14 protein-coding genes are annotated in these 23,251 nt (G+C 41.2%); 6 read left to right on the forward strand and 8 right to left on the reverse strand.

Annotation, left to right across the window (positions count from 1 at the left end):
• Positions 1-51: 51 nt before the first annotated feature.
• The 3 genes from IUZ65_RS09205 to IUZ65_RS09215 all read right to left on the reverse strand — a co-directional run bounded on the left by IUZ65_RS09205 (position 52) and on the right by IUZ65_RS09215 (position 5,855).
• Complete coding sequence (locus tag IUZ65_RS09205) at positions 52-765, reverse strand: hypothetical protein (protein ID WP_195703450.1); 714 nt, start codon at positions 763-765, stop codon at positions 52-54.
• 98 nt (positions 766-863) lie between these two features.
• Entirely contained in the window at positions 864-1,703 is an 840-nt protein-coding gene (locus IUZ65_RS09210; protein ID WP_195703451.1) for a LysR family transcriptional regulator, read from the reverse strand.
• Positions 1,704-1,931: 228 nt separating this feature from the next.
• Positions 1,932-5,855 (reverse strand): AAA family ATPase, encoded by a 3,924-nt coding sequence (locus IUZ65_RS09215; RefSeq protein WP_195703452.1) that lies wholly within the window; start codon positions 5,853-5,855, stop codon positions 1,932-1,934.
• A 308-nt stretch (positions 5,856-6,163) separates the two neighbouring features.
• On the opposite strand from IUZ65_RS09215, the gene IUZ65_RS09220 reads away from it, so the two are divergent.
• Together IUZ65_RS09220 and IUZ65_RS09225 are read left to right on the forward strand one after the other, a co-directional pair.
• Positions 6,164-7,795: a hypothetical protein gene (locus IUZ65_RS09220; protein ID WP_195703453.1), complete on the forward strand. Its 1,632-nt coding sequence runs from the start codon at positions 6,164-6,166 to the stop codon at positions 7,793-7,795.
• 3 nt (positions 7,796-7,798) lie between these two features.
• Complete coding sequence (locus IUZ65_RS09225) at positions 7,799-8,446, forward strand: PEGA domain-containing protein (protein ID WP_195703454.1); 648 nt, start codon at positions 7,799-7,801, stop codon at positions 8,444-8,446.
• Positions 8,447-8,687: 241 nt separating this feature from the next.
• Here IUZ65_RS09225 and IUZ65_RS09230 read toward each other — a convergent pair whose 3' ends face one another.
• The 4 genes from IUZ65_RS09230 to rraA all read right to left on the reverse strand — a co-directional run bounded on the left by IUZ65_RS09230 (position 8,688) and on the right by rraA (position 15,055).
• A complete protein-coding gene (locus tag IUZ65_RS09230) occupies positions 8,688-11,744 on the reverse strand; it encodes a DUF2339 domain-containing protein (protein WP_195703455.1) in 3,057 nt (1,018 codons plus the stop codon).
• Positions 11,745-11,916: 172 nt separating this feature from the next.
• Entirely contained in the window at positions 11,917-13,521 is a 1,605-nt protein-coding gene (locus IUZ65_RS09235) for a BCCT family transporter (RefSeq protein WP_195703456.1), read from the reverse strand.
• A 374-nt stretch (positions 13,522-13,895) separates the two neighbouring features.
• Positions 13,896-14,429, reverse strand: a complete 534-nt coding sequence (gene mog / locus IUZ65_RS09240; RefSeq protein WP_195703457.1) for a molybdopterin adenylyltransferase — start codon at positions 14,427-14,429, stop codon at positions 13,896-13,898.
• 146 nt (positions 14,430-14,575) lie between these two features.
• The gene (gene rraA / locus IUZ65_RS09245; RefSeq protein ID WP_195703458.1) at positions 14,576-15,055 is read right to left on the reverse strand and encodes a ribonuclease E activity regulator RraA; all 480 of its coding nucleotides are present in this window, start codon (positions 15,053-15,055) and stop codon (positions 14,576-14,578) included.
• 280 nt (positions 15,056-15,335) lie between these two features.
• Here rraA and glmS point away from each other — a divergent pair, with 280 nt between their 5' ends.
• From glmS to IUZ65_RS09265, 4 genes are read left to right on the forward strand one after another with little or no spacing between them, the layout of a single operon-like run.
• The gene (glmS, locus tag IUZ65_RS09250) at positions 15,336-15,749 is read left to right on the forward strand and encodes a methylaspartate mutase subunit S (protein ID WP_195703459.1); all 414 of its coding nucleotides are present in this window, start codon (positions 15,336-15,338) and stop codon (positions 15,747-15,749) included.
• Positions 15,746-17,110 carry a methylaspartate mutase gene (locus IUZ65_RS09255; protein ID WP_195703460.1) on the forward strand — a complete coding sequence of 455 codons (1,365 nt, stop codon included), beginning with the start codon at positions 15,746-15,748 and terminating at the stop codon, positions 17,108-17,110. Before glmS ends, IUZ65_RS09255 begins: the two co-directional genes overlap by 4 nt.
• Positions 17,107-18,312: a glutamate mutase L gene (locus IUZ65_RS09260; RefSeq protein ID WP_195703461.1), complete on the forward strand. Its 1,206-nt coding sequence runs from the start codon at positions 17,107-17,109 to the stop codon at positions 18,310-18,312. Before IUZ65_RS09255 ends, IUZ65_RS09260 begins: the two co-directional genes overlap by 4 nt.
• The gene (locus IUZ65_RS09265) at positions 18,303-19,874 is read left to right on the forward strand and encodes an AMP-binding protein (protein ID WP_195703462.1); all 1,572 of its coding nucleotides are present in this window, start codon (positions 18,303-18,305) and stop codon (positions 19,872-19,874) included. The genes IUZ65_RS09260 and IUZ65_RS09265 overlap by 10 nt, the downstream gene beginning before the upstream one ends.
• A 126-nt stretch (positions 19,875-20,000) precedes the next feature.
• Here IUZ65_RS09265 and IUZ65_RS09270 read toward each other — a convergent pair whose 3' ends face one another.
• Positions 20,001-23,210 (reverse strand): DUF748 domain-containing protein, encoded by a 3,210-nt coding sequence (locus IUZ65_RS09270; protein ID WP_195703463.1) that lies wholly within the window; start codon positions 23,208-23,210, stop codon positions 20,001-20,003.
• Positions 23,211-23,251: the final 41 nt, after the last annotated feature.

Below are 23,251 nucleotides of genomic sequence, written 5' to 3' on the forward strand. Positions count from 1 at the left end.
CCCTTAAAAAAGTAATTCTATTTACCAAATAAATAACACTAAATCAAAGGACTAGAAGTCGTATGACAAGCCTAAGGTGATTACATTATCGTTATCTATAACTGATTGTGGAACCCCATGATTGCCGCTCACTTCCCCTTCGTTGCTATTGAAGTAGGTGTATTTTAGGTACGGTGTCCAGTCATCAATGGTTGTTGATAAAATCACTTCGTGTTCATTTGTACGATAAGAATTCTGGCTAAAATCGACAGCATTATTAATAGACCCATTTGAGCCATCACGATGTTCATGGGTGTATTTGTAAGCTAAGTTCCAATTCGCTGAGTTATATTGAGCGCCAGCGATAACCTTATTTGTATTGATTGTGGTGTCACTGAGTTTTTCTGGAGTTTGGCCTGATTGATTGTAACCAAGGCCACTAAATACATTCAAACTGTCGGTAACTTGATAATCCAAAATACCTTCAATCAACAACTCTTCACCCGTCTCCCACTTACCAAGCTCACCATATAGATTAAAATTTAGCGACTCGGTAAGTTGAAAGTCGTAGCCATAACCCGCGGCTAGCCATCCTTGATCGTCAAAACCTATGTAGACTTGCCCATTTTCTGATGTATCAATCAGAGCGCCAGCTTCCGTCGAATAAATGCCATCGTCGGCCGCGTTAGAAGCGACATTTTGTTCAATATAAACTTGGGTAGAACTTGCAAATGCGGTAGCACTTAACAGTGAAAGTGATAGCGTGATTAGATTTCGTTTTTTCATGTGTGTCTCCAGTAATAAGGTGCTTGATTAGCTACTGGAGAGTATGAAGTTAGATTTAATTTATAGTAATAATGTTATCTATGCTTGAATTATAAATTTCATTTATGATTAGAGAGCGCTTCTCTTAGTTTTTCTCGTACTTGTAGATGTTGTTTGTCCTTAATATAACGCCGATGGTACAACATCCGAAACTTAATGGTATTGAGCTCAAGTGGAATAGTATGAATTCTCAACCCAAGTACTGGTGCGAGTTTTTCCGCAAAAGAACGCGTAGAGGCGGCGATCAAATCTGTCGTGCTTGCAAGCATCAACATACTCGATATGGAACTCGTTTCTATCTTAACATTACGTGGTTGAATATCCTTGTCGGACAGAAACTCCACCGTATTCATGTCGCCACGCCTAAATTTAAGCGCTATATGCTGCTCTTGAAAATAGTCTTCTTGGCTAAGGGTTTCTCCAATCCGTGGATGACCAATTCGAGTGAGACAAACCGCCTTATCTTCGAACAACGCCTCCTCTATTAGTGAATGCTTTTTACTGGATATTACGTCTATCACAATGTCCACTTTTTGAGAAATGAGAGCGTCAAACAGCGCACTCTCTTCAAGTGGTGCTTCGCTGAATCGTACCCCTTTAACGTCGCTGACAAAGTGAATTAGGCTTTCGGTACAGTACACATTGAGATCATCCACTTGATTCTCGATGCTCCCCATAATATTGAGAGGGTCCTCGATTTTATTCGCAAGTGATACCGCCGCGCCAGTCGGAGCGATTCCTCGACCTTCACGAACAAAAAGTTTCTTACCTACAACCGTTTCTAAACGTTTGATTGCAGCACTAACGGCTGGTTGGGTTAAGTCTAATTGTTCAGATGCCGCAGTGATTGAACGCTGTCTATATACCGCAAAAAAGGTAGTGAGTAGATTAAGATCCAAAGCTTTAGCCTCGTATTTATAATAGTGGCGACGGAAGGTCTTACATTCAATTCAGATAAGACTGGACCATTATGCCATCTTAATCGTTCAATTGTCGTCCTCCCTAGATTTTAATCTAACACGAAAGGAACGTTCTCAAGCGAGTTGTTAAGCAGTTCAGAAAGAACACAATCACTAGAATTGGGCCATTCTAGTGATTGTGAAATTACGGGTATTTTCAGGCACAGATCAGCGTGTTAAAGAAAAAAGTAATTGTTCGATTTCCTCACCCAGTAGTGACTCTTTTTCATACAGTTTATCTGCTATTGAATCTAATGAAGATCGATGTTCAGTCAGCCTCTGTTCCACAGACTTCTCTGCTTTTATTATCCATTGCTGTACCGCAGTTTGGGCGTTCAACAGCAATTCACTCTCTTCGTATTTGGTGAGCATTCCAACGTTTACCGGGCCAATTGAAGGCTCGAGTCCACCTTCGTATATGGCGTGCATCGCTAATTTCGTTGCCTTGCTTATATCATTAGATGCACCTGAACTGATTTCATCTGCTTTTGCGGAAAAAAGCTTTTCAGCGACTCTTCCCGCCAATAACACCTCTAACCGATTCAAAATACGAGCGACCGAATAACCTTCATACTCCTCTTCTGCTCGAGTCGCGACAAAACCCAACGCCTGATCCCGCGGTTCAATCGTGACAAAATCAATCTCTTGTTTAGGGAACAACAACGAAGAAACAAGAAGGTGCCCTGCTTCATGATAGGCTGTACGTTGTTTTTCGCGCTCGCTCAATACAATATTCTCACTTGGTGATCCGTAGGACACTCGCACCATAGTTTTTTTGATCACTTCAACCGTCAGTGGATTATTTTCTCCCACCACTTGATAAATTGCTTCTCTAAATACTTGGTCGATTTGAGCGGAAGACATCCCTCTTGATGATGCAACCAAGTCATTTAAATCTGCGGTGACAAACTCAACGTTATGCCTCGCCGAAAACTTGGTAAAGAATTGCTCTCGTGCATGACGATTAGGTAAATCACAAAAAATAGTTTCGTCAAATCGGCCCGGACGGACAATAGCACTGTCTAACAGCTGCGGGTGGTTTGTTGCCGCCATCACAAATACCGCATCATCACCCGACACAAACCCATCCATTTCTGACAGTAAGGCATTAACGGTCAGGTTGCGGTCGCGGTCGGCACCTTGTTCACTGTTAGAACGGCTGGACGCTATGGCGTCGATCTCATCAATAAACACCATCGACGGGGCGTATTTTCTTGCCGTAGCAAACAGCTTTTTAATATTTTGTGTCGTACCACCAGAACTAGAAGACGATAACTCAGAAGCTGAAACCGCAAAAAATGGCAATCCACTCTCCCCTGCCACGGCTTTCGCTAAAAGCGTCTTACCCGTTCCGGGTGGCCCTGCAAACAAAAAACCACTTGGTATAGGCACGCCAAAATGGCTCAGTTTTTCTGGTGTTTTAAGCCAACTAATGACGTCTATCAACCGTTTTTTTGCTCTCTCCAATCCAATGACGTCATCTAGTTTAATCGTCGGTAGACTCATTTTAAATAAGTCGTTTGCTCGCAAATCATCCGTTTGTACTACCTGGTTCACGGATTGACGGTGAAATAGAACATTAAAGCCCTGCTCAGACGGGGTGACAGAACAGTGATAGTTCAATGCCTCCCTGCGTCTTGTCATGTTGGATAAATCGTGCTCTATCGCTAAATAGTATTGTATTCGTTCTATCATTGAGGGAAACGAATGATCAAATTTTGACAGCTCAATACTAAAATGTTCCCTCACATCATGAGACAGACTTACCGAATCATCTTGTTCGTCTTCATTCACGATACGATAGGTAAAGATAGGAAGCTTACTGTGTTTATCTAACTCATCAGATAGAAAATACAGCAACGAACTATGGTTATTTTCTATCGTATCAATATCAATAAGCAGCGCGTCTGGAAGGTGTACTTCTATGGCGCTTTTTATCTTATCTTTATCACTGCAAAGAGAGACGTCATTCTTCATACTAGTACGATTAAGCAGTTCAAAAACTCTCGAGTCATTATCTAACAGCAGTAGTTTGCTATGAGAATGCGGCTGCCCGTGTTCTTCATTGTCGACCTGAATATCAAACACCATCTTGTCGTGAAAACACTGTTCAAAAAATGGCGTCGCCTTATTCAAAATTTGCGACTGAACTTTTGCTGAAACGCCCTTTAACCCACGAACCGAAATGTCCGGTGCCATTGTTTTTAGCAAGAATCCGGCAAAGTTATCAGGCCAGTCAAAGGTAAGCTGCGGATCAGGCTTTTCTTTTTCTTCTAGTTCACGATCGGCCAAACGCAAAAGATGGTTAATCTTGAGTGATGAGAAAACAATGGGGTAACCCTTCGCTAATCGGTTAACAAATTCTGGTGACAATTGCGTTTTACTCGACGGGTTTTTAGAACTGCGCAAAATGTCAAAGATACTAATAGAACGATTCTGTGGGTTATTCGCTATAATGTCTTGCCCAAGGTTGGTCGTAAATATAACGATACATTGGCTAAAATCCACCACTTCTTGGCTGGTTTGGTCTTTCGCGAGTCCACTGTCTAATATCGACAACAGCGACTGAATGACCGTGCTGTGCGCTTTCTCTATTTCATCAAACAACAGTATTTGTCTCGGTTGCGCCCTAACAACATGGGTTAACATACCTAAGCTAGCGTCTACATATTGAATCCCAGTACCAAATAGCTTTAAGCCATCACGACTGTCTGCATAGTGCTCCATATTAAATACATTGAATTCATAGCCGGTTTTTTCGTATTCGTTTAACTCGCTCAATAACTGAGAAGCCAGAAATGTTTTTCCGACGCCTGATGGGCCAACAAAAGTATAAATAGTGCGCGGTCCCTGTTGGGAATCAATACTCGACGTCAAATATCCTTGGCATAAACTGTTTATCGCACTTTCCTGACCAATCACTTTCTTACTCAGCTTTCGTTTTATACCTTGGCTAGATAAGGATCTAAAAACCAGATTATTTGCTCTTTTGTTATTGAACGCTATATAGCTGACATCGTCATCGTTACTGAGCATTAATTGGTCAACAAATGCCCCTGCACCCATTTTGTTATCGGTATAAGCGTTCGCGAAGCAGTGTTGGACATAAGAAGAGAGCTTCAGTTTCGAAACACATTTCTTCGCGACTTGATACCAAGTAGAAGAAGGATCGCCAAAACTGCGACTCTCTGAAAAACGAAACAGGTTTGAACGCAGTGCGTACACCTTCTCACTAAAAATCAATTGATAGCTTTGGCATTGAAAGTTCGAAGCAAGTTTATCTAACAGGGCAGTTTCATGAATAAGCGCAGCCAGTATCGTCGCTTCCGTCACCTTAAGTTCTAACGACGCCTCTTTTTCCAAATCTTCAATTGTTTTATCAGAATGCTGAGATAGGTATTCGGCCGTGGCAATAACGGCAATTTCTTCAATGAAATTCTTTCCTATGTTATCCATCATTGGATATCTTTCTGCTAATGCAAAAGAGAGAAGAGGTTTCGATTTATTCGACCCATTGTCATCCGCATCATAGGCGATCGATTCGTAAGAAGTCGGTTGACTGGACATAGATTGTTCCAATGGTGATTCATCTAACGCAGTTTGATTATGGTGATCATTCAAATCGATATCAGACACATTGACCGCCTGTTTTTCAATGGTTAGAAAATCAAAATCCGATTCAATATGTAACCTATGTTCTTGCTGATAGTTGACAAACTTTTCTCTAACTTGAGTACAAAATGCTGAAACATCATAGCTTAAATTTTTGTCATCAGATGATGCGATAAGATTAAAATGAGCAGATAACAGTGCTGTACCGCCAGCCTGTCTAACCTCATTAATGAGCTTTTCTTCATCCAAAATATCGATATTTATCGCTTCAATGAAACACAATCCTTCCTTATTAACCACAAGGTCATAGCTCAACATTGTCGACAAAAGATGTGGGTCGTTAATTAATTTGTCGATGGCGACGAATACGATGGGTAAAAGAGATTTACTGCTTGCTAAAAAGGTCGTCTCGAGTGGATTACCATTCCAAAAAATATTATTTTGGTTAAAGAAAGCCTTCACGAGATTATATTTATTCATTAATGAGTCCTAACGCTGGATGATTAAGGTTTTAACACGATGCAAGAATGTCGTCTGAATTGAATTTCAAGCGCGATACGACGTAGATAATTAGTTTATCCAATAGCTCATTAAAATTCAGCCAACCATAAGGCTTAATGGCTTTAACGTTCATCTTACTTGTTCCGACTTTATACAACTATACGGTATAAAGTCCAACAATAACATAATGAAAAAATTGCAAAAATATATTTTGACCGTATGTGGTTTTGATTAGGAAACTACCCTATAATTCGCGAATATAATAAAATACACAGAAAAGTGCATAGATGAAATTTCTTACAATTAGTTTATTGGTTGGCTTATTTTTTGCTCTCCTTGGTTTTAAGAAGAACAAACCTCGCTTACAAAATATCGGTGTTAATGTCGCGGCTTTGATTGTTATTTATGTTGTCGCCTCAATTGCAGGCCCAGCACGTTACACCATTGATCTTGAGCAATCACCGGTTGTTATTAACAATAAATCCTATCTTGTCGCGTGGAAAATTAATCGTGTACTTCCATTTGAATGGTTAGCAGTGGCCAAATATGTCGACCATGATACAAAAACTGGCGGTATTGACCAGTATAAGAGAATACCGGAAAAGCAACGAAGAGAATTAAAACAAAGCTATCAAGGTGAAGGGATATTCACTCAATATTTAATATTCATTTTGTTCACTGCTTGGGTCGTTGTTTATAGAAAAAAAATAAAACGACGCCCTGTAACTATCCATCTATTAACCCCAGCAAAAACGCAAGGCAAAATGACTAAACAGGCCATCAATGATTGCACTAGTTTAGTCGTACTAAATGAATGGATTGATACAATACAGAAAAAACCATTTTTTCGGTTTTACTATAAGAAAAGTCGATTAAAGCTGTGCAACACGAGAAAAATATCGCTTCAAAAAGAGCTCTCGCAGGCATTCTATGCCATTGCCAAAAGCATCCACATTCGAGCGAATACCTCTTCCGATGGAATGTTCGATAACACCAGTGAAAAAGGCTACCTTCCGCTTTGGGTCGCAAAAATGTTACTCAAGGGTGAATATGAATTTGGCATTGACATCGAACTGAACGCTGAAGGGCATTACCCCAAATTGGAGCACCTGACAACATATGGCCGAAATGTAAAAAAAGCAGGCTCCGACGAAAAGACCCATACTCTTGTTTGGCAAGACAACAGAACAAAAGAAAGTATCAAGAAAACGATAGAGAAATCGCTCATCGAAAATATTGAGAACTCATTAAACGCCATATTACCAAAAGGTTTGGTCACATTCTCTAAAGACAGTACCACGCGTATACAACTGTCTATTACTTCTGTCGATTATACGGATAATGCGGATAATATCGTTCAATTTGCCTTAGGGGAGAAATACTATCTATTCGCAACGCCGTCTTATCAACTTTCTACAAACATGATTGGTTCTGGATTTTTGTTAAGCTCGAAGTCAGTACCATTGCAAAATCCTCAAATTACTGATATTTCAAACAAGGCATTAACGTCAGAACCAAAGATAAAGATGCCAAAGCCAAAAGAAAATAAAATACCAAGCTTCTGCACCAACATAGTAAAAGTAAAAATAGTCTCTTCTGTGATCGAAACCTTATTTATCCCCTTACCTAGTGGTGGGGTAAAAACCGCGATGGTCGCGGCACGCAAGATTGATGAATTATATACAGAACTGGCCAACGACGTGCAGTCCGCGGTATTAGATGAACTCACCAGTGAAGCGATGGATATCGCTATACAGAACATGATAGAGAACGATCCGGTGATGTTTGTTTCATTACTAGACAGCGTAAGTAGCGAGCTGTTATCTCTGGGCATAGAGCAGGAGCTAATCAGTGAAATGGCAAGCTCCATTATGGCGGAAGTCGCTGCAATGGCAATTACAGGTTTAATAGAGGACTAACAGATGATCAGACTATTTACGTTATTATTAACCTTAGTTATTTCAAGCAACGTAATGGCAAGTTCAGGAATCACTGGCACCGTATATCGGTATCTTAAAGAAGAGCTTTTCGGAACGGTCACTCATGAATCTGTCGGATTTTTCGGGTCATTAGACCAATTTGTAAAGAAAAACGACGTCCGTTTTGCTGATACAGATAACAGCGTTCCGATAAAATTTACCGACTTGGGGCAATATGATTTAGGTTTATATTTCCCAAATAAGGGTTATGTTTATCTTAGCAATTATGACAATATCAAACTGCCAGCTAAGTACGTCGCGGTCACTTTCAAAGATAAAAAGGGTAAAAAAGCACCCTATCGTTATGTGAACATTCCAAAGACTAATCAACCCGTTATCATTTCGGCTTTACCTGCCGTCACGAATCAACAAAAACTTAAAAAACAATTTCCTTTAAAGGTCTTTACCTACCCCAACAATGCCACCATTAAAATAATGAATATCACGCCAAAATACAAAGAAGGAATGATACTCAGGAATGGAAACTATCTCATTCAAGTAAGCAAAAAAGGGTATGCCACCTACCGTAAAAAACTAAACCTATCATGGAATGAACCCAATGTTCATGTTGTCTTGGCAAAGAAATCTTAAGCTTTCATTTTAGGTACTAGAGCGATTTAAACAGGCGAGAAAAGGATTGGCATTAACCGGTAACATTATTGCTAATCCTTTTTATTCTTGCTCAACTGGAGCTTCGAAACGTTTTACATCGCCCATATTACTGACTCAGTTCAATACGCTTAAATACCAATCGATAACTAGCCTGACATTAGCCAATGTCTAATGTCTAATGTCTCTAGCTAAGTGACATAACCTTACTTGTAAACTAACTTCATGACTTGATTCGTTTTGGCATTGGTGAAAAATAGCCCACTAAAACCATGACAACGCCGACAAAAATAACAGCGAAAACCATTACGATGGTGTCTCGATTACTCAAATCTATAATAAGCATTTTGAGAACGGTGAATCCAAACATTAACGCACCCAGCCACCACAAGCGCACTGCCTTAAATCGTGAACCAGCCGAGGTTGCCGCCATGGCTAACATACTCCAAAGTATGGCTATCCCCGCTTGAAAAATACCAGATTGCCACAAAGAAGAAAGTGTATAACTGGCTGGCGTGTAGTCGCTTACTGCTCGAGCTAATACGCAATGTGCAAATATAACACCCGTTACTACGCACCATGCTGCGATCTGTACATTCACGTTGTACCGGATCGGAATATATCTGTTTATCACTATTTGCGTGTTTTTATTGCGTAACCAAACGGCAACGATGATGATTGTCCCAATGGCAGTGAGTTCTATAGTATTCAAAATAGGCAGCCACATAATGTTGGCTATCTTTACATTAAATATAGGCAAACTGTACAGGATGAACGAGGCAATTATAGCAACCATGGGAAGCACAATAGCTTGTTGATATAATGGTAAGTATGATTTCAAAGGCCACTTGTTTTCAAGTTTAGGTACGTAAAAAATTGAAATAAAGGCAATAGATAACCATGGCAATAATAGAATGCCTTCTTCAATGCTAAGAGCGAATACCTGACATATGTAGATAAAACAGCATAGTGCCAGTCCCCAAAAATGAATCGCGTGGCTGCTACAAATAACGCGTTTTACTGTGATTTTATGGTTAACAAGGCCAGTGATGGCTGCATATAAGTTATATTTGATAAAGGCATAAAGTACAGCAAAAACACCCACGACGACCCCACCTCGTTCCGCCCATTCAACGTAAGTTTCAGGCGCAGCAGAAAAAACCACCAGGAACGTAACCCAAAGGGGTGAAAACCAAAATAACTGGCTGATAGGTAACCAACGTGTGGCTCGGTACAAAAAGAAACAGATTGAAAGAGTCGCAAGAAGATAGATAGCCAGAACCAGATCAACGCTGCCATGCCAAGTCGCTCGATTCGACGCGGTTATAACTAATACACCTAACAGCGCGTTAAAGCAAGCCATCGTGCAAAGTGAAAGCGTTTTCGAATACATTGAAAAGGTCGTTTTATACAGTAATATTACTGACACCATTATGGCAATTCCGCTAATAACAAGATGGTCTAATTGGGAGCTGTAAAAATAGAGGGCCATTATTAATGGCAATAACAACGTACTCCAACAAAGCGTTGATCTAGAGAACCTGTGACTGCAAAATAAAAGTATGCCGACAAATATAAGTTGAATAGCCAATAGATAACTCAGTTCTGGCGATATCACCCACCACCAACAGATACCAATTACCATCACGACCGTCCCCATCGAAATAGTGGAAACCACCGTATTAGCTACGGTTAACCAAGGTGTCTTATAACTAAACTTCCATTCAGAGGCATAAAAAGCCAGCACAAACGCGACTAACACAACTTGAATGACCCACGACCATATCGTCAAAGGTTGAAAAAGAATGCTTTCTTGCCACTGATACAATTGATACAATTGATACAAACTCGCCACCAAAAAGCCAAGGCCAACCAGCGCAAATTTGTTCCTATTCTGTTGGTTGCTTAACCAGAGAATGGTCGCCGCTTTTAACGCATATATAATAGCCGTTGAAGAAGCACTAACGAACACTGGAATTGCCATTGCCAAGAATAGCAGCGCGAAACTTTTGTATACGCTAACAAGCTGATCATTTCTCTGATATTTAAAGGTTATTAGCGCCGCTGACGCATAACATAAGAATAAAAACAGTGATGAATAAGCCGAGTACATCGCAATGGATTCTGTTGCTGTATAAAAGAGGGCGTAAGAAGTAAGAGGAAGTGTGAACACCAAACTATTAGAGATAATTTGCTTATTACTTGAAAATTCTTCACCCGCATGAGAATGCGCCAGTAAAAAATACAACACAAAATAACTTGCTAAAAACGGCAGCGTTTCTAACATTAATATTGGCTGATATGAAAAAACCAACCATGCTTCAACTAAGACAAAGGTGCATACAACGCCAGATTTCTCCAAAAAATACCATCTTTTCTTGTAGGCCAGAAATACAAGGCCAACATTCAATAGCAGATAATATCCAAGTAAAATAAGATGATTCCCAGCGGTACTCGTAGACAACAATACCGGAACAGCAAAACCCGCTACGGCTGCCACAACGGCCATAGTTTGTGTATTTTGAAGCAAGGCAAGTAATGTAGTGATGACGACCAATACGGTAACTAATACAAACGTTAACTCAATAGATAAGAGAGAGAAATAGCGTCCCGCGGCTATCGAGACAAGGTACAACAAAGCCATGCCACCACCTTGCAAAATAACACCAAAATGGTTCGGTTTGCTTCGTAACCTCCAGCCCAGACCAACACAACAGGTACCCGCTATCGCTACCGCTAACAGTTTGACTTCGAGCGGTACGCTAAACGCCTCATAGGTTAGTTTAATTAGAAATGACAGCCCAACAAAAACAATCGATAGACCAACCAAAGCAATAGGGCTGATTTTATCAATAAATTGAGTAACTGGGTCAGGAAGTGCTTGTTTTACCCGATCAAGTAAACGAGAAAAGTTGGATGTATAATCGCTGTTTCTTTGTGGGATTGATTCCGAGGCTAAGCCTATCGCTCCCTCCAATTCAGGTGCAGTAATTGCCTGAGCATCCGATATAATATAATTTTCTGCGTTATTTTCTAGGTCACAAAAGGCTTCGTCTTCAACCTTATAAGGTGTTGGAATTGGGATATTATTATCGACAGTTTGTTGCTTTTCGAACTCCATACGCAACAAGGTATGATCCGTCTTAAGCCTTTCCAACTGCTCACGTAGTTGTGTTGCCAATGTATTGGATGATTTTGCTTTGTTAAACGCCACAATGGATATGACAATAGGCAACAGAAAAAAGAGAGCAGCACCAAAGAAAAAAGTCAATTCATCCATAAATCCACATTCTTAAAAATAATTATTTATTTCAGTAGGCTATCATAATGAATGTACTTTAAGTAACCCTTATCCTATTAAAGCTATAGGATTAATTGATGTTGTGAACCCATATCAAACCGGTATGTATTCCCACGCAACAGCGTGGGAATAAGGACAATGAAACTAGAGATTAGTTAACTTGATTAGTCAATTTCTGAGGTTCATCCACTTCCGTCAATAACCCTTTAAGTAAGCTCACACTGCCCAACAACAGAATAACCGTAAACGGCAATGCAGCAATAATGGTGATGGATTGCAAAGCTTGAATAGATTGAGTACCACCAATCCACAGCATAACCATTGCGATAAAACCAGAGATAACAGCCCAAACCACTTTCTGTTTGACCGGTACTTCTAATTTACCACCCGCCGTCATGCCATCAATAACAATAGAGCCCGAGTCTAATGTTGTCACAAAGAAAACGATAATCAGTACTACCGCAATAACGGATAGAACATTTCCGAACGGGTAAGCATCTAACATATAGAACAAGCTTAGAGAGACATCCGTAATACCTTGATCAAGGCCTAACTGCCCCACCTTGTCGATCACCTGTTCAATAGCAACGCCACCGAAGATAGACATCCAAGCTGTTGTTACCATTGTCGGGATAAGCATTACGCAAAGAAGAAACTCGCGAACGGTGCGTCCTTTAGAGATACGTGCTACGAACATACCAAAGAAAGGGGCATACGCTACCCACCATGCCCAATAGAACACAGTCCAACCGTGCAGCCAAGTTGTGTCGTCGCGGCCAGAGGTTTGACTCAACGGAAGAATGTTTTTCACATAGCCCGTCACAGCGGTAACCAAAGAATCCAATACTGTTGTGAAATTCAATACAGCAATAAGCCCAAGGAATACAAACGCAATAACCATATTCAGATTACTTAGAAACTTAACGCCGCCATCCATGCCACGCATAACAGACACTATCGCTAAGCCCATAATCAAGACGATAATGAACTGCTGAAGATAGATGTTATTTTCTATCCCAAAAACATGACTGATACCGCTAGCCGCTTGCGTGCCCCCTAAACCAAGAGACGTCGCTAGGCCAAACAAGGTAACCAATACCGTTAATATGTCAATTACATCACCCGTTTTGCCCCAAACACGATCACCCAACAACGGGTAAAAAACAGAGCGCATTGAGAGTGGCAACCCTTTATTGTAAACAAAGTAGGCAAGGCAAAGTGCGGTCATACCATAGATAGCCCATGCATGTAGGCCCCAGTGGAAGACGGTTGCGCCCAATGCCAATTCACGACCCGCTTCTGTATAAGGTTCTGCATTAAGTGGCGTTCCAAACCAATTGGTGAAAAACGCCGTTGGCTCTGCAACCCCCCAGAAAATGAGTCCAATACCCATACCTGCGGCGAATAGCATCGAAATCCAAGATGCTTTTGAATAATCCGGAGTAGCATGTTCACCACCTAAGCGAATTTTACCTAGAGGTGAAAACGCTAAAATAATGGCAAAGATTAACAAGATGTTGGCTCCCCACATAAAGAGGAAGTCAAAATTTGACAGCGCCGCACCCTTAATGGAATCGATAGCGGCCTTTGCATCTGCTGGCGGTAATGCGAGAAGGGTGACAATGAAGAGAATAGACAAGCCGACTGAGGCTACGAAAACTGTGTTATGGAAGTCCATGCCCCATTTACTGATGTTATCTTGACCGACTTGATAATCAGTAGAATCAATACTGTATTTTTTTGATTTAAAAATCATAAATTTTGATGTTCACATATCCGAATCAACGAATACAAGGAGCAACTCCATATCCATTTTAATTGATTGACTAGCCGCATCATATAAACATGATAATAAACTCCGCTGCGGGTGATTAGCGGCTTTTGCTCAATCCCAAGCGGCGTATTGTAACACAATATGGTGTGAATCTATCCACGCGACGATTATCAATCAATACTTGTGACTAATTTAATAAGACATTTCTGAGCCTAAAATGCCAACTGTCTCGATTCTAAAACGTTGCTAGACATTTCCTAATGACGCGCTTCAAAAGATTAAGATACTTCGGATAACATCTACTATGAAGCGTTCTCTCGTTCCCACGCCGGAGCGCAGAAACGAAGACAAATGGGTTATTTCTGTTTAGGGCGAAAAGGCTTTATAACCTCTTCGTTGCATTTCAGGTAAGGACCTTCCATCAGATCGATGCAATAAGGTATCGCAGGGAATACCGCATCCAGACATTCACGGATAGATTTCGGTTTTCCAGGTAGGTTTACAATTAAAGTATCATTACGAAGACCGGCGGTTTGGCGTGACAAAATAGCGGTTGGAACGAATTTCAGCGATTCAGCACGCATGAGTTCGCCAAAACCAGGCATCATACGGTCACAAATGGCTTCTGTTGCCTCGGGAGTGACATCTCGCTTTGCTGGCCCAGTGCCTCCAGTTGTAACAATCAGACTACAATTCTGATTATCAGCCATGTTGATCAATGTGGATTCAATAATATCCTGTTCGTCTGGGATCACTTCGTAGACAGGCTCCCACTCAGAAATCAAATATTCATTCAGAGTTTCAATAATTGCCTTACCAGAAATGTCTTCATACACACCAGCGCTTGCTCGGTCACTCACCGTAACAATACCGATTTTAACTTTTGTCATTTGTTATCCCTTTAGCGAAATTCTTGTTAAAGGCCAAGTGTAATGAATTATGTAGAGAGGATAAACCTTGGAGAATAAAAATCCCTGCTCATTTTGTCATAAACAGGGACTCAACGTTCTTTACCTAAAGCTGTACCAATGGAGGGTTAAACGATCTTCTCAGCGCTAACAATAACACCGTCGGTATCTGCATACAGATAGTCGCCCGTTTTCACTTCAATGCCACCAAACGACAACGGAACGTCTCTCTCGCCAGAAGTGACAGGAATAGATTTCTTTGAACAGGTACCCAAAGCATAAAGAAAAACCGGAATGTCTTTGATTTGAAACGTATCGCGAATATAGCCATTTACGATGATGCCAGCGTAGTGATTGTTATGTGCAAACTTCATTAGGTTTTCACCAACAACAGCAAAGTATTCTTGGTCTACATCAACAACAACAACCTTACCTGTGCCATCTTCATCTCTTAGAAGCGTGATCAGATCTGAATTATTTTTGTTTAATTTAATGGTGATGATGTCACCCTGACATTTATCAGCACCGCCAAAATTTTGGTATCCAGCGCCCAAAACATGTGTTCTTTCTGGGTATTCATCACAGATATCTGCGGTAAAAAATTCCATAAATCATCCTTGTTTTTATCAATTTTAGATTTTTAAGCTCGTTTCGCATTCTAGCATTCATATATAGCCAAGTAACCTCAATATGCTGGCTCAGTAAAATATTATTGTCACTTGGACTCCCACTCTTTTTACATCTTTTTTTAGTGTGGTATGCTGCAAGCAACTGGATCAAAAAAGATGTCCAGACGCCTAAGGAACACGCTATAAATACGAGCAGAATTTTAATTCAGCCATCCAAACAGACAGACAATCCTAATACGGAAATCAGGAAAGGTTTTTTATGAAAGTAGTGACTGGAGTAGTTGGCAACGATATCCACGTTGTGGCCAACCGGCTCATTGAACTTTCCCTCGAAGCGAGAGGGTATGAAGTTTTTAATTTGGGTGTAAATACGCACCTAGAAGAATTCTTCGACGCCGTTGTGGAAACCGGCGCCGAAGTACTGCTCATCTCTTCACTTAATGGTGAAGCAGAAGGATGGAGCCGAGAAGTCAGAGCGCTAAAATCCCAATATAAAGGATTAGATAACGTCATCATGATGATTGGTGGCAACTTAACGGTGGGTACTGGTGATGCAGATGAGATCGTTAAAAAGTACAAAAAATATGGCTTTGACTTGGTATGTCACCAAATTGACCTCAATACTGGCCTTGACCTTTTAGAACAGTTTATAGAAAAGAGAGGTCAAGCATGAGCCTGCTTCAAGAAGAACGCGAGATAATTCTTAGCAATGAGTACGTCGATACTTTTGATTTTGATGAAGTAAATGAATTCGTCACAAACGCTAGCAAAGAACTGTTTATCTCTCACCATTTCAAAAAGAAAGAAAAAATGTTGGTTCAGCCTCGCGGTGGCTTCCCAACCTATAAAAAACAGTTCGCTCTAAATGAGTTCTTCGTTAACGCGAACGTCGATGTGCTTCCTCTTACGATAGATTCAAATACCCGGCTTAACGATTATGGTACGGCGAAAAAAATGCTTCGCCTTAGTGAAGAAAATGACGTAGATATGCTCAACGGCTATCCGTTGGTGAACCACGGCTATCGCACCACGCGTAAAATGATCACGCATTTCAACAAACCTGTCAGTCTACGACACGGTACACCAGATGCAAGGCTACTTATAGAAACAGCTATTGCTTCAGGTATTTTTGAAATTGAAGGCGGCCCAATCACCTATTTGTTGCCCTATTCAAAGAACTTCCCATTAGACAAAGCGTTCATGTATTGGAAATATGTAGAACGTGTTTGCGCAAATTATTCTAAGCTTAACGAACCGATTAATCGCGAATCGTTTGGCCCATTAACGGCTACTTTAGTACCACCTTCTATTACTATCGTTATCCAACTGTTAGAGATGCTGCTTTCGTTGGAAGAAGGGGTTAAGTCTTTTTCCGTGTCGTTCGCGCAACAAGGTTCCATGAATCAAGATATTGTCACTGGCGCGGTAATTAAAAAATTAGCCAAACATTACGCAGAAGCAATTGGCTGCGGTGATGCCAGTATCCATTTGGTTTATCACCAATGGATGGGCGCTTTCCCGACCAACAAAAGCTATGCAGAGCAGTTGATTAACATGTCGACGGTTATTGCATCCATGGTCGGTGCGGACAAAATTATCACCAAAACACGTGAAGAAGCCGTTGGTATTCCAACGAAAGAAGCGAATGCAAAGACCGTTGCCGATACTCAATATACACTCCGTATACTCAACGGATTGCCTAATATCGTTGATGAGCAAGAAGAAGAGATACTGACAGCAGAAGTGATGGCAATTATGGATGCGGTATTTAACGATCCAGCCGATACGCTGTGGCGAAAAGCCTTTAACTGCATCAAGTGCGGGATAATCGATGTGCCATTTTCTCCGCATATTATTAACCACAATAAGATGATAACTATTCGCGATGCCAACAAAAATATCCGAATCATCGACCGAGGTGGTGTGCCAATCCCAGATCGCTGTTTTGAATATGAGCGCTCGCAATGCGACCTCAATAAAGACACCACCAGCATCGTTAACGACATAATTCATGATATAGGCATTATGCAATGAGCCAGAACGTAGACAAACTATTTATCGATATCGGTAGTACCTACTTTAAGGTGTCCGATTCAAAACAAATTGAGCAACATTTCCGAGACTTCAACAAAGATATTCTTGATGATTTGATGCACAAGTGCGGCTCACGAGTCAGCCAGTATGAGAAAGAAAATGTCCATATTTGCTCGTCCGCGAATGGAGGTTTAAGCACGTTAATTATTGGCGTCACCAACTCTTTCTCACTCAAATATGCCACAAATATTGCTTTTAACTCCGGCATCAACATCATTGATACCATTCTCTACCAAAACATCGCTGATTATTCGATTCCTAGTGACTTGGTAGACGTTGTCATTGTTGTGGGGGGTATTAACGCCAATGGCGGTATATTTGGCGAGCCACTCTATCACTATTTAGAGCAGCTAAACTATTCCAACATTGTCTTTGTGGGTAACAAACCGGACGGTCTAACGCTCTCGGAAAAAGTGGACGGAATGGTCACCTTACCGAACATTGTCGACGATAGATTACACATAGTTGAAGATAACCTTAAAGAGTATCTCACCAATCTTTATCAACTCGATATTGAAGGTAAAGAAGACATCAAAGGTCTATATCAGATCACCTCTAATCAGATCTACTCGACACCCTATATCGTTAACCAAGCGTTACCTTATGTCGATGCGAGCTATTCTGTTGTTGACCCATTTATCTTGCTTGATATCGGTGGCGCAACGACAGATATTCATTACTCCAAAGACCTCGTTATTGACGGCAACATCGTGACAGAAAACGAGTATGACCGTCTGGTTTTTAAAAAACTCGGGGTCTATAAATCTAAGCAGTCTTTGATCTTCGCTGCGCAAAACAATGAATTCGTTTATGAGTTGTTGATGCACCTAAAAGTCACTGAGAATATCTTTGAAGAGCAGAGTGAAAAAGCAACAAAGATTCTAATGCAGCTTTCCATTTTTTTGGTTCTGTGCAAAATTTCACACTACCGAAAAGCGTATATTAATCTCAAGTTATTGGCGATTAACTCTATTGTGATCACTGGGGGAATTACCAAAGTGCTCTCATCCGAAGAGATAGAAGATATCATCGCTTTTTTCTATAAAAAAATTATGACGTCCGACCATAAGCCCGTCACCATTCTAGACAGCAATTATGATATATGGACTCTTGGTGCAAAAGGAAAATTAGAATGTCAATAAACTGTATTCGAAGCCTACTAGAAAACGCCGTTGAGACGCATGCAGATAAAACCGCCATCGTCTTGGACGACAGTCAGCTCACCTACGCTGAATTGTTCAAAAAGGTGAATCAAGTTGCGCTGTATTTAAAGGAACTTGGCCTCCCTAAAAACACCCGAATTGGTATCTATTCCAATAAGCGCATCGAGCAAATGATTGCGAATCTCGCGGTGCTTTCAACCGACTATATCTTGGTGCCGATGAGTAAAATGCTTAAGCCTGAACAGGTTAAGTACATCATCAAAGACTGTGATATCAAGTGTATTATTACCGATAATATGAAACTAGAAAGCATTGAAGAGATCGATTTTGACGGCCATGTCATCTCTTATGATACCGCCAATAAAGAGATCGCCTCTTTTGAAGAGATATACAAATACTACAACAAGCCTTATGAGTGCGATATAAGTGGCCACGACTCAGCGGTCATCACCTACTCCTTCGGTCTTTCCGGAACACCAAAAGGCATTGTCATCTCGCATCGTAATCTTATCGATTCCGCGAGAGTGGTTTCTCAGTATTTAAAACTAGAAACCGATGATGTTATCTCTGGGGTGCTGTTCTTCAATCTAGATTACGGCTTAAACCAACTATTCTGTACGCTCATTAAAAAAGCAACATTAGCCATGCACCGCTTTATTCTACCGGAAGAGTTCTTTAACCATCTGATAGACGACAAAGTGACTGTACTCCCTGTCATGCCCGTCTATATTTCTCAGATGTTTGATGAAGAATCAACTCGTATTCCAAGTGCAGAACTATTTGATCGAGTGAAAACGATTACTTCTTCAGGCGGTAACGTCACCGCTAGAATGATAGACGACTGTAAGCGCACCTTCCGTAATGCGGACTTCTATTCGATGCACGGACTAACCGAGGCGTTCCGTTCCACCTATCTTGACCCCTCACAGGTACAGATTCGCCCTAGTTCTATTGGTAAGCCGATCGCCGACGTGGAGTTATATGTAATTAACGAAGATGGTAAAGAGTGCGCGCCACGCGAAGTGGGTGAACTTATCCACCGTGGAGGCTATATCTATAAGGGTTACTGGAATGCACCGGAAGAGACAGCCGAGCGCTTTAAATCTGTCTCAATACTGAAGGATGTGATCAACCTAGAGGGCCAACTGGTTGATGAAACCGTGGTTGCCACAGGTGATTACGTCTATAAAGATGAAGAGGGCTATTTCTACTTCGTTTCTCGTAACGACGACATGATAAAAACTCGAGGCTACCGCGTCTCTCCTTTTGAAGTGGAGTCTGTCGTTGAGAAAAACATCCCTGCCATTGATCGTTGTGCCGTGTTTGGATTAGAAAATGAGCTTATCGAAGAAGAGATTGTTTTGGTCTACTCTGCGCCAAGTCAGATCAGTGAAACAGAGATCCTGTTTGAACTAAACAAACATCTTGCCTCTTATATGATTCCTAACAAAGTGGTCTATAAGAAATTTATGCCGCTCATGCAAAACGATAAGAATCAAGTAAACAAAGACGCACTGAAGCGGGATCTTTCTGCTGTTTAATAAGACCAAACTAAGTGCGTTTGTGATCAACATGAATGTCACTCCGTTGACCATCAAAAGTCACACATAAAAAAGCCACCTGCAAACAGGTGGCTTTGAATAACCCGATAAGACCCCTTCTATACGCTAACCTGCATCAATCGTCATCAAGGCCTGTCTCTGTTCAGTTTTAAGTTTACTCTTACTATCAAGAATAAAAACACGACCGGGATCTATCTCGTTTTCAATTAAGAATGTTTTAACCGCCCTTGCTCTCTCTTCCGCAAGGCTACCCAAATCGGTCTCGCTAATCGTCTGAGCATTGAGCAATTGGTTATACATACCAATATGAAGTGTTGTCGTGATCTGTTCAGGCGTAATCTCAACGCCTTCATTTGAATCGATTAAGACTTGCTCAACTTTCATTCGCTCTTCATTTACGTCCAGCTTCAGCTCTTGTACAAATAGCGCTTGCAGAGCATCGGGTAAAATACCCGTACTAGGTATTCGGCTTGCACTGAAATCGGCTGGTAATTCAGGTAAGCCGCTCGTCTTCAAAAGCTTGTTCTGTAGTCTCGTTTCTGCCAAGGCTCTGCTATCTTCTGCAAGTAATACTGCCCCTTCAACACTGATGCGCAGGTTGGGTCTCGCATTAAGGGCTTCGACAAGCTTTAATAATCGCTCTTGTCCCGAGGAATCTAACATTGAAATCCCTGCTTCATATTGAATTAGGTTGAGTTCTTCATCGCTGCCGACCAAATTGGCAAGCAGAGAAAATGGTGCCGTAATCGCTTTGGTCACTATATTCACTAGCGCCTTTAGAATCACTCCACCAAAGCTAAACTCAGGGCTCTCTACGTCACCATTGACGTCAAATCCAAGGTCAATAACACCATTACCATCCTGAAGTAATCCTATGGCCAAAGTAACTGGCAGGCTTGTCGCCAACGATGACTCGCTCGGTTTACCTAGTATCAACTGGTCAACAACGACGTGATTAGTTCCTTTTAATCGGTTATTTTCAAGACGGTAGTTGATATCGAGTGACAACTGCCCCTTATCGATATAATAGCCAGCGTATGTCCCAGAGTAAGGATTAACCGAGGTGAGCTCCACGCTATTTAAACTAAAATCCAGATTAAGATAAGGGGATTCAATAAGCGGGTTTATTTCTCCAACAAGCGAAACTGGCGCGTATTTGTCTATGTTGCCTTTTATGTCGACTAGCGCTTTGGTACCTGGTGTTGTAGAGATATTCTTTATAAACCCCTCTAACGATTCAATACCCGATGCGAAATTAGGCGTCAGTGAATAGTCGGCATAAAACGCGGATCCGTTAACTATCTGTATCTTTCCGATATCCACCGATAGGTCAGAACCATTTGTTTTATTTGACGTGGTGGTTTTCTGTTTATCTTCCTGCGTTGCGTTTGATGTGGGTTGTGGAACCGACGCCGCCTTCTCTGTTGTTTCTTCGCTAGACTTAGAAACCGCACCGATGTTTGTGCGTAAATCCTTGGCAACAATCACCTTGGCATAAGGTGTATTCAGCAAAATGGTTTTTATCTTAAGGCTGTTATCCGCTTGATCGGCTATCAACGAATCGATAGACATTTTTTTCCATTTTAATAACGGTTCTTTCTGCAAGACATCTTTAATCAACAGTTGGTCTATCGCCATTTGCCCTTTATATACCGCTTTTCCTCGGCTGTTAGCAGAGAACCCGCCTTCCGTACTGAAGGAACCTTTGCTCAATATAATATTCAGATGTGGATCCAAATACGGTTGAAACTGAGCCAATTCCAAGCCAATTAATTGCACCTGACTGTCTAACTCCTGAGCCTTTATATCTAATTTACCCTGACTATTAAAGGTTCCTCGCGTACGACTAGGTTGCTTATTAGTCTCTGAGGCAATGCCAAAATCAAATTTATAATCGACTGGAGCGCTAAGATCACTACTTACCGGACCAACGTTAATGTTGAGCGGATGTACTCGCCAACGTACACCATCACTTACCATTCCTTCTTTGAGGTTGATATCCGTCTGCTGCATATCAAATGAGTTGAGTTGTACCAACCACTCTTTATCTTCAGCAACTGGACGCCGAGTCTCATCTTCACTCGATACCGACGTTTCTTTTTTCGTTGACGCCTCTTTGCCCGCTGAATCGTTCTTCACAATAGGTGGAGTATTGTTTACCTTCGCCGTAAAACGACGTTGTAAATCAAGTCCTTTATTACTCAGATCGCCGTCTATCCAAAGCTTCATTAACGAGAGTTTGTCTAGGTCAATACGCTGGGAAGTGGTATCAAGCGATATACCAGTTAGCTCTAGAATCGGCAGTTTCAATTTTGGTTTTTGTTTATAGTCGAAAATCACATCCGCTAAAGAAAACTGCCCCTGACTCGCGACAAACCCTAGCTGATCATTGTCTTGTTTAAGATGATAATTAGAAGCAAAACTCGTTTCACCGGAACTCAATTCTGCCTCAATAACATGTTCGGTAAACGGCCAAAGCGGTGCAAGTTGCAACTTGGTTAAGCGAATATCACCGCTTACTTCCAAAGGTTGGAGTTGAAACTTGCCGTTTAGCTGTAACTGGCTTTGGTCTATCCCGGTCATCCCCAAACGATAGATATTAGCAACTGAGTTGATCGACGGCGTTTGTGTGTTGGATTTTGTCCCCACGGGTGCGGTCAATGTAAATGCGGCCGTATCCAGCTCACTGAGGTTGAAATTGATATTCTGATATCCAAGCTCTACTCCTGTCTGTTCGTCTTCAAAATCGACCTGCCCATTGTTCAAACTTATAGAGTGTGTTTTTACGGCAAACCGTTTATCGGATGTTGGTTTCTTTTCTTGCTCGTCTACGGCAGGTTCCATATCAGAGCCTGAATCAACCGCTTGCTTAGCCGTTAGCTTTTCGACTATGTCGCTAAAATTGAAGGTCGTCTTTTCCATTTCTCCATTTAATCGAGCAAGAAAAATATAAGGATTTTGAACCGTCAGGTATTCTAAGGTTGGCGTGAGACTAACGATACTTTGCCAAAAATTAAGTTCTACCTTTAACTGCTTGATACTTACAAAAGGGGCAGATTCATCTCGTTTTGCAATAACCACATCATTAATTTCCGCCCGCAGCAAAAATGGGTTAATTTTTACTTCTGAAATCCCGACCTCTCGTCCAAGAATTTCTGCCAATTGTTTAGGCGCTTGAGATTGTAGAACAGCCGGTGCGACAAGACCTAGCAATCCAGCGTAAATGCCATAACTCGCTAATACATAAGTACAAATTCTTATCAACTTCGGGGCAGATTTAAAACGATTGAAGGCACTAGCAAAGGTATTTTTCATACAGTAATCCATACTCTGAAATACAACGCATCTATAAAAAA

Source organism: Vibrio sp. VB16 (assembly GCF_015594925.2).
Taxonomy (GTDB): Bacteria; Pseudomonadota; Gammaproteobacteria; order Enterobacterales; family Vibrionaceae; genus Vibrio.

What these genes read in the sequence shown, in the direction of transcription:
- IUZ65_RS09205 (WP_195703450.1), bottom strand. Translation starts at nt 765, where the DNA reads ATGAAAAAACGAAATCTAATCACGCTATCACTTTCACTGTTAAGTGCT.
- IUZ65_RS09215 (WP_195703452.1), bottom strand. Translation starts at nt 5,855, where the DNA reads ATGAATAAATATAATCTCGTGAAGGCTTTCTTTAACCAAAATAATATT.
- IUZ65_RS09220 (WP_195703453.1), top strand. Translation starts at nt 6,164, where the DNA reads ATGAAATTTCTTACAATTAGTTTATTGGTTGGCTTATTTTTTGCTCTC.
- IUZ65_RS09225 (WP_195703454.1), top strand. Translation starts at nt 7,799, where the DNA reads ATGATCAGACTATTTACGTTATTATTAACCTTAGTTATTTCAAGCAAC.
- IUZ65_RS09230 (WP_195703455.1), bottom strand. Translation starts at nt 11,744, where the DNA reads ATGGATGAATTGACTTTTTTCTTTGGTGCTGCTCTCTTTTTTCTGTTG.
- IUZ65_RS09235 (WP_195703456.1), bottom strand. Translation starts at nt 13,521, where the DNA reads ATGATTTTTAAATCAAAAAAATACAGTATTGATTCTACTGATTATCAA.
- mog (WP_195703457.1), bottom strand. Translation starts at nt 14,429, where the DNA reads ATGACAAAAGTTAAAATCGGTATTGTTACGGTGAGTGACCGAGCAAGC.
- rraA (WP_195703458.1), bottom strand. Translation starts at nt 15,055, where the DNA reads ATGGAATTTTTTACCGCAGATATCTGTGATGAATACCCAGAAAGAACA.
- glmS (WP_195703459.1), top strand. Translation starts at nt 15,336, where the DNA reads ATGAAAGTAGTGACTGGAGTAGTTGGCAACGATATCCACGTTGTGGCC.
- IUZ65_RS09255 (WP_195703460.1), top strand. Translation starts at nt 15,746, where the DNA reads ATGAGCCTGCTTCAAGAAGAACGCGAGATAATTCTTAGCAATGAGTAC.
- IUZ65_RS09260 (WP_195703461.1), top strand. Translation starts at nt 17,107, where the DNA reads ATGAGCCAGAACGTAGACAAACTATTTATCGATATCGGTAGTACCTAC.
- IUZ65_RS09265 (WP_195703462.1), top strand. Translation starts at nt 18,303, where the DNA reads ATGTCAATAAACTGTATTCGAAGCCTACTAGAAAACGCCGTTGAGACG.
- IUZ65_RS09270 (WP_195703463.1), bottom strand. Translation starts at nt 23,210, where the DNA reads ATGAAAAATACCTTTGCTAGTGCCTTCAATCGTTTTAAATCTGCCCCG.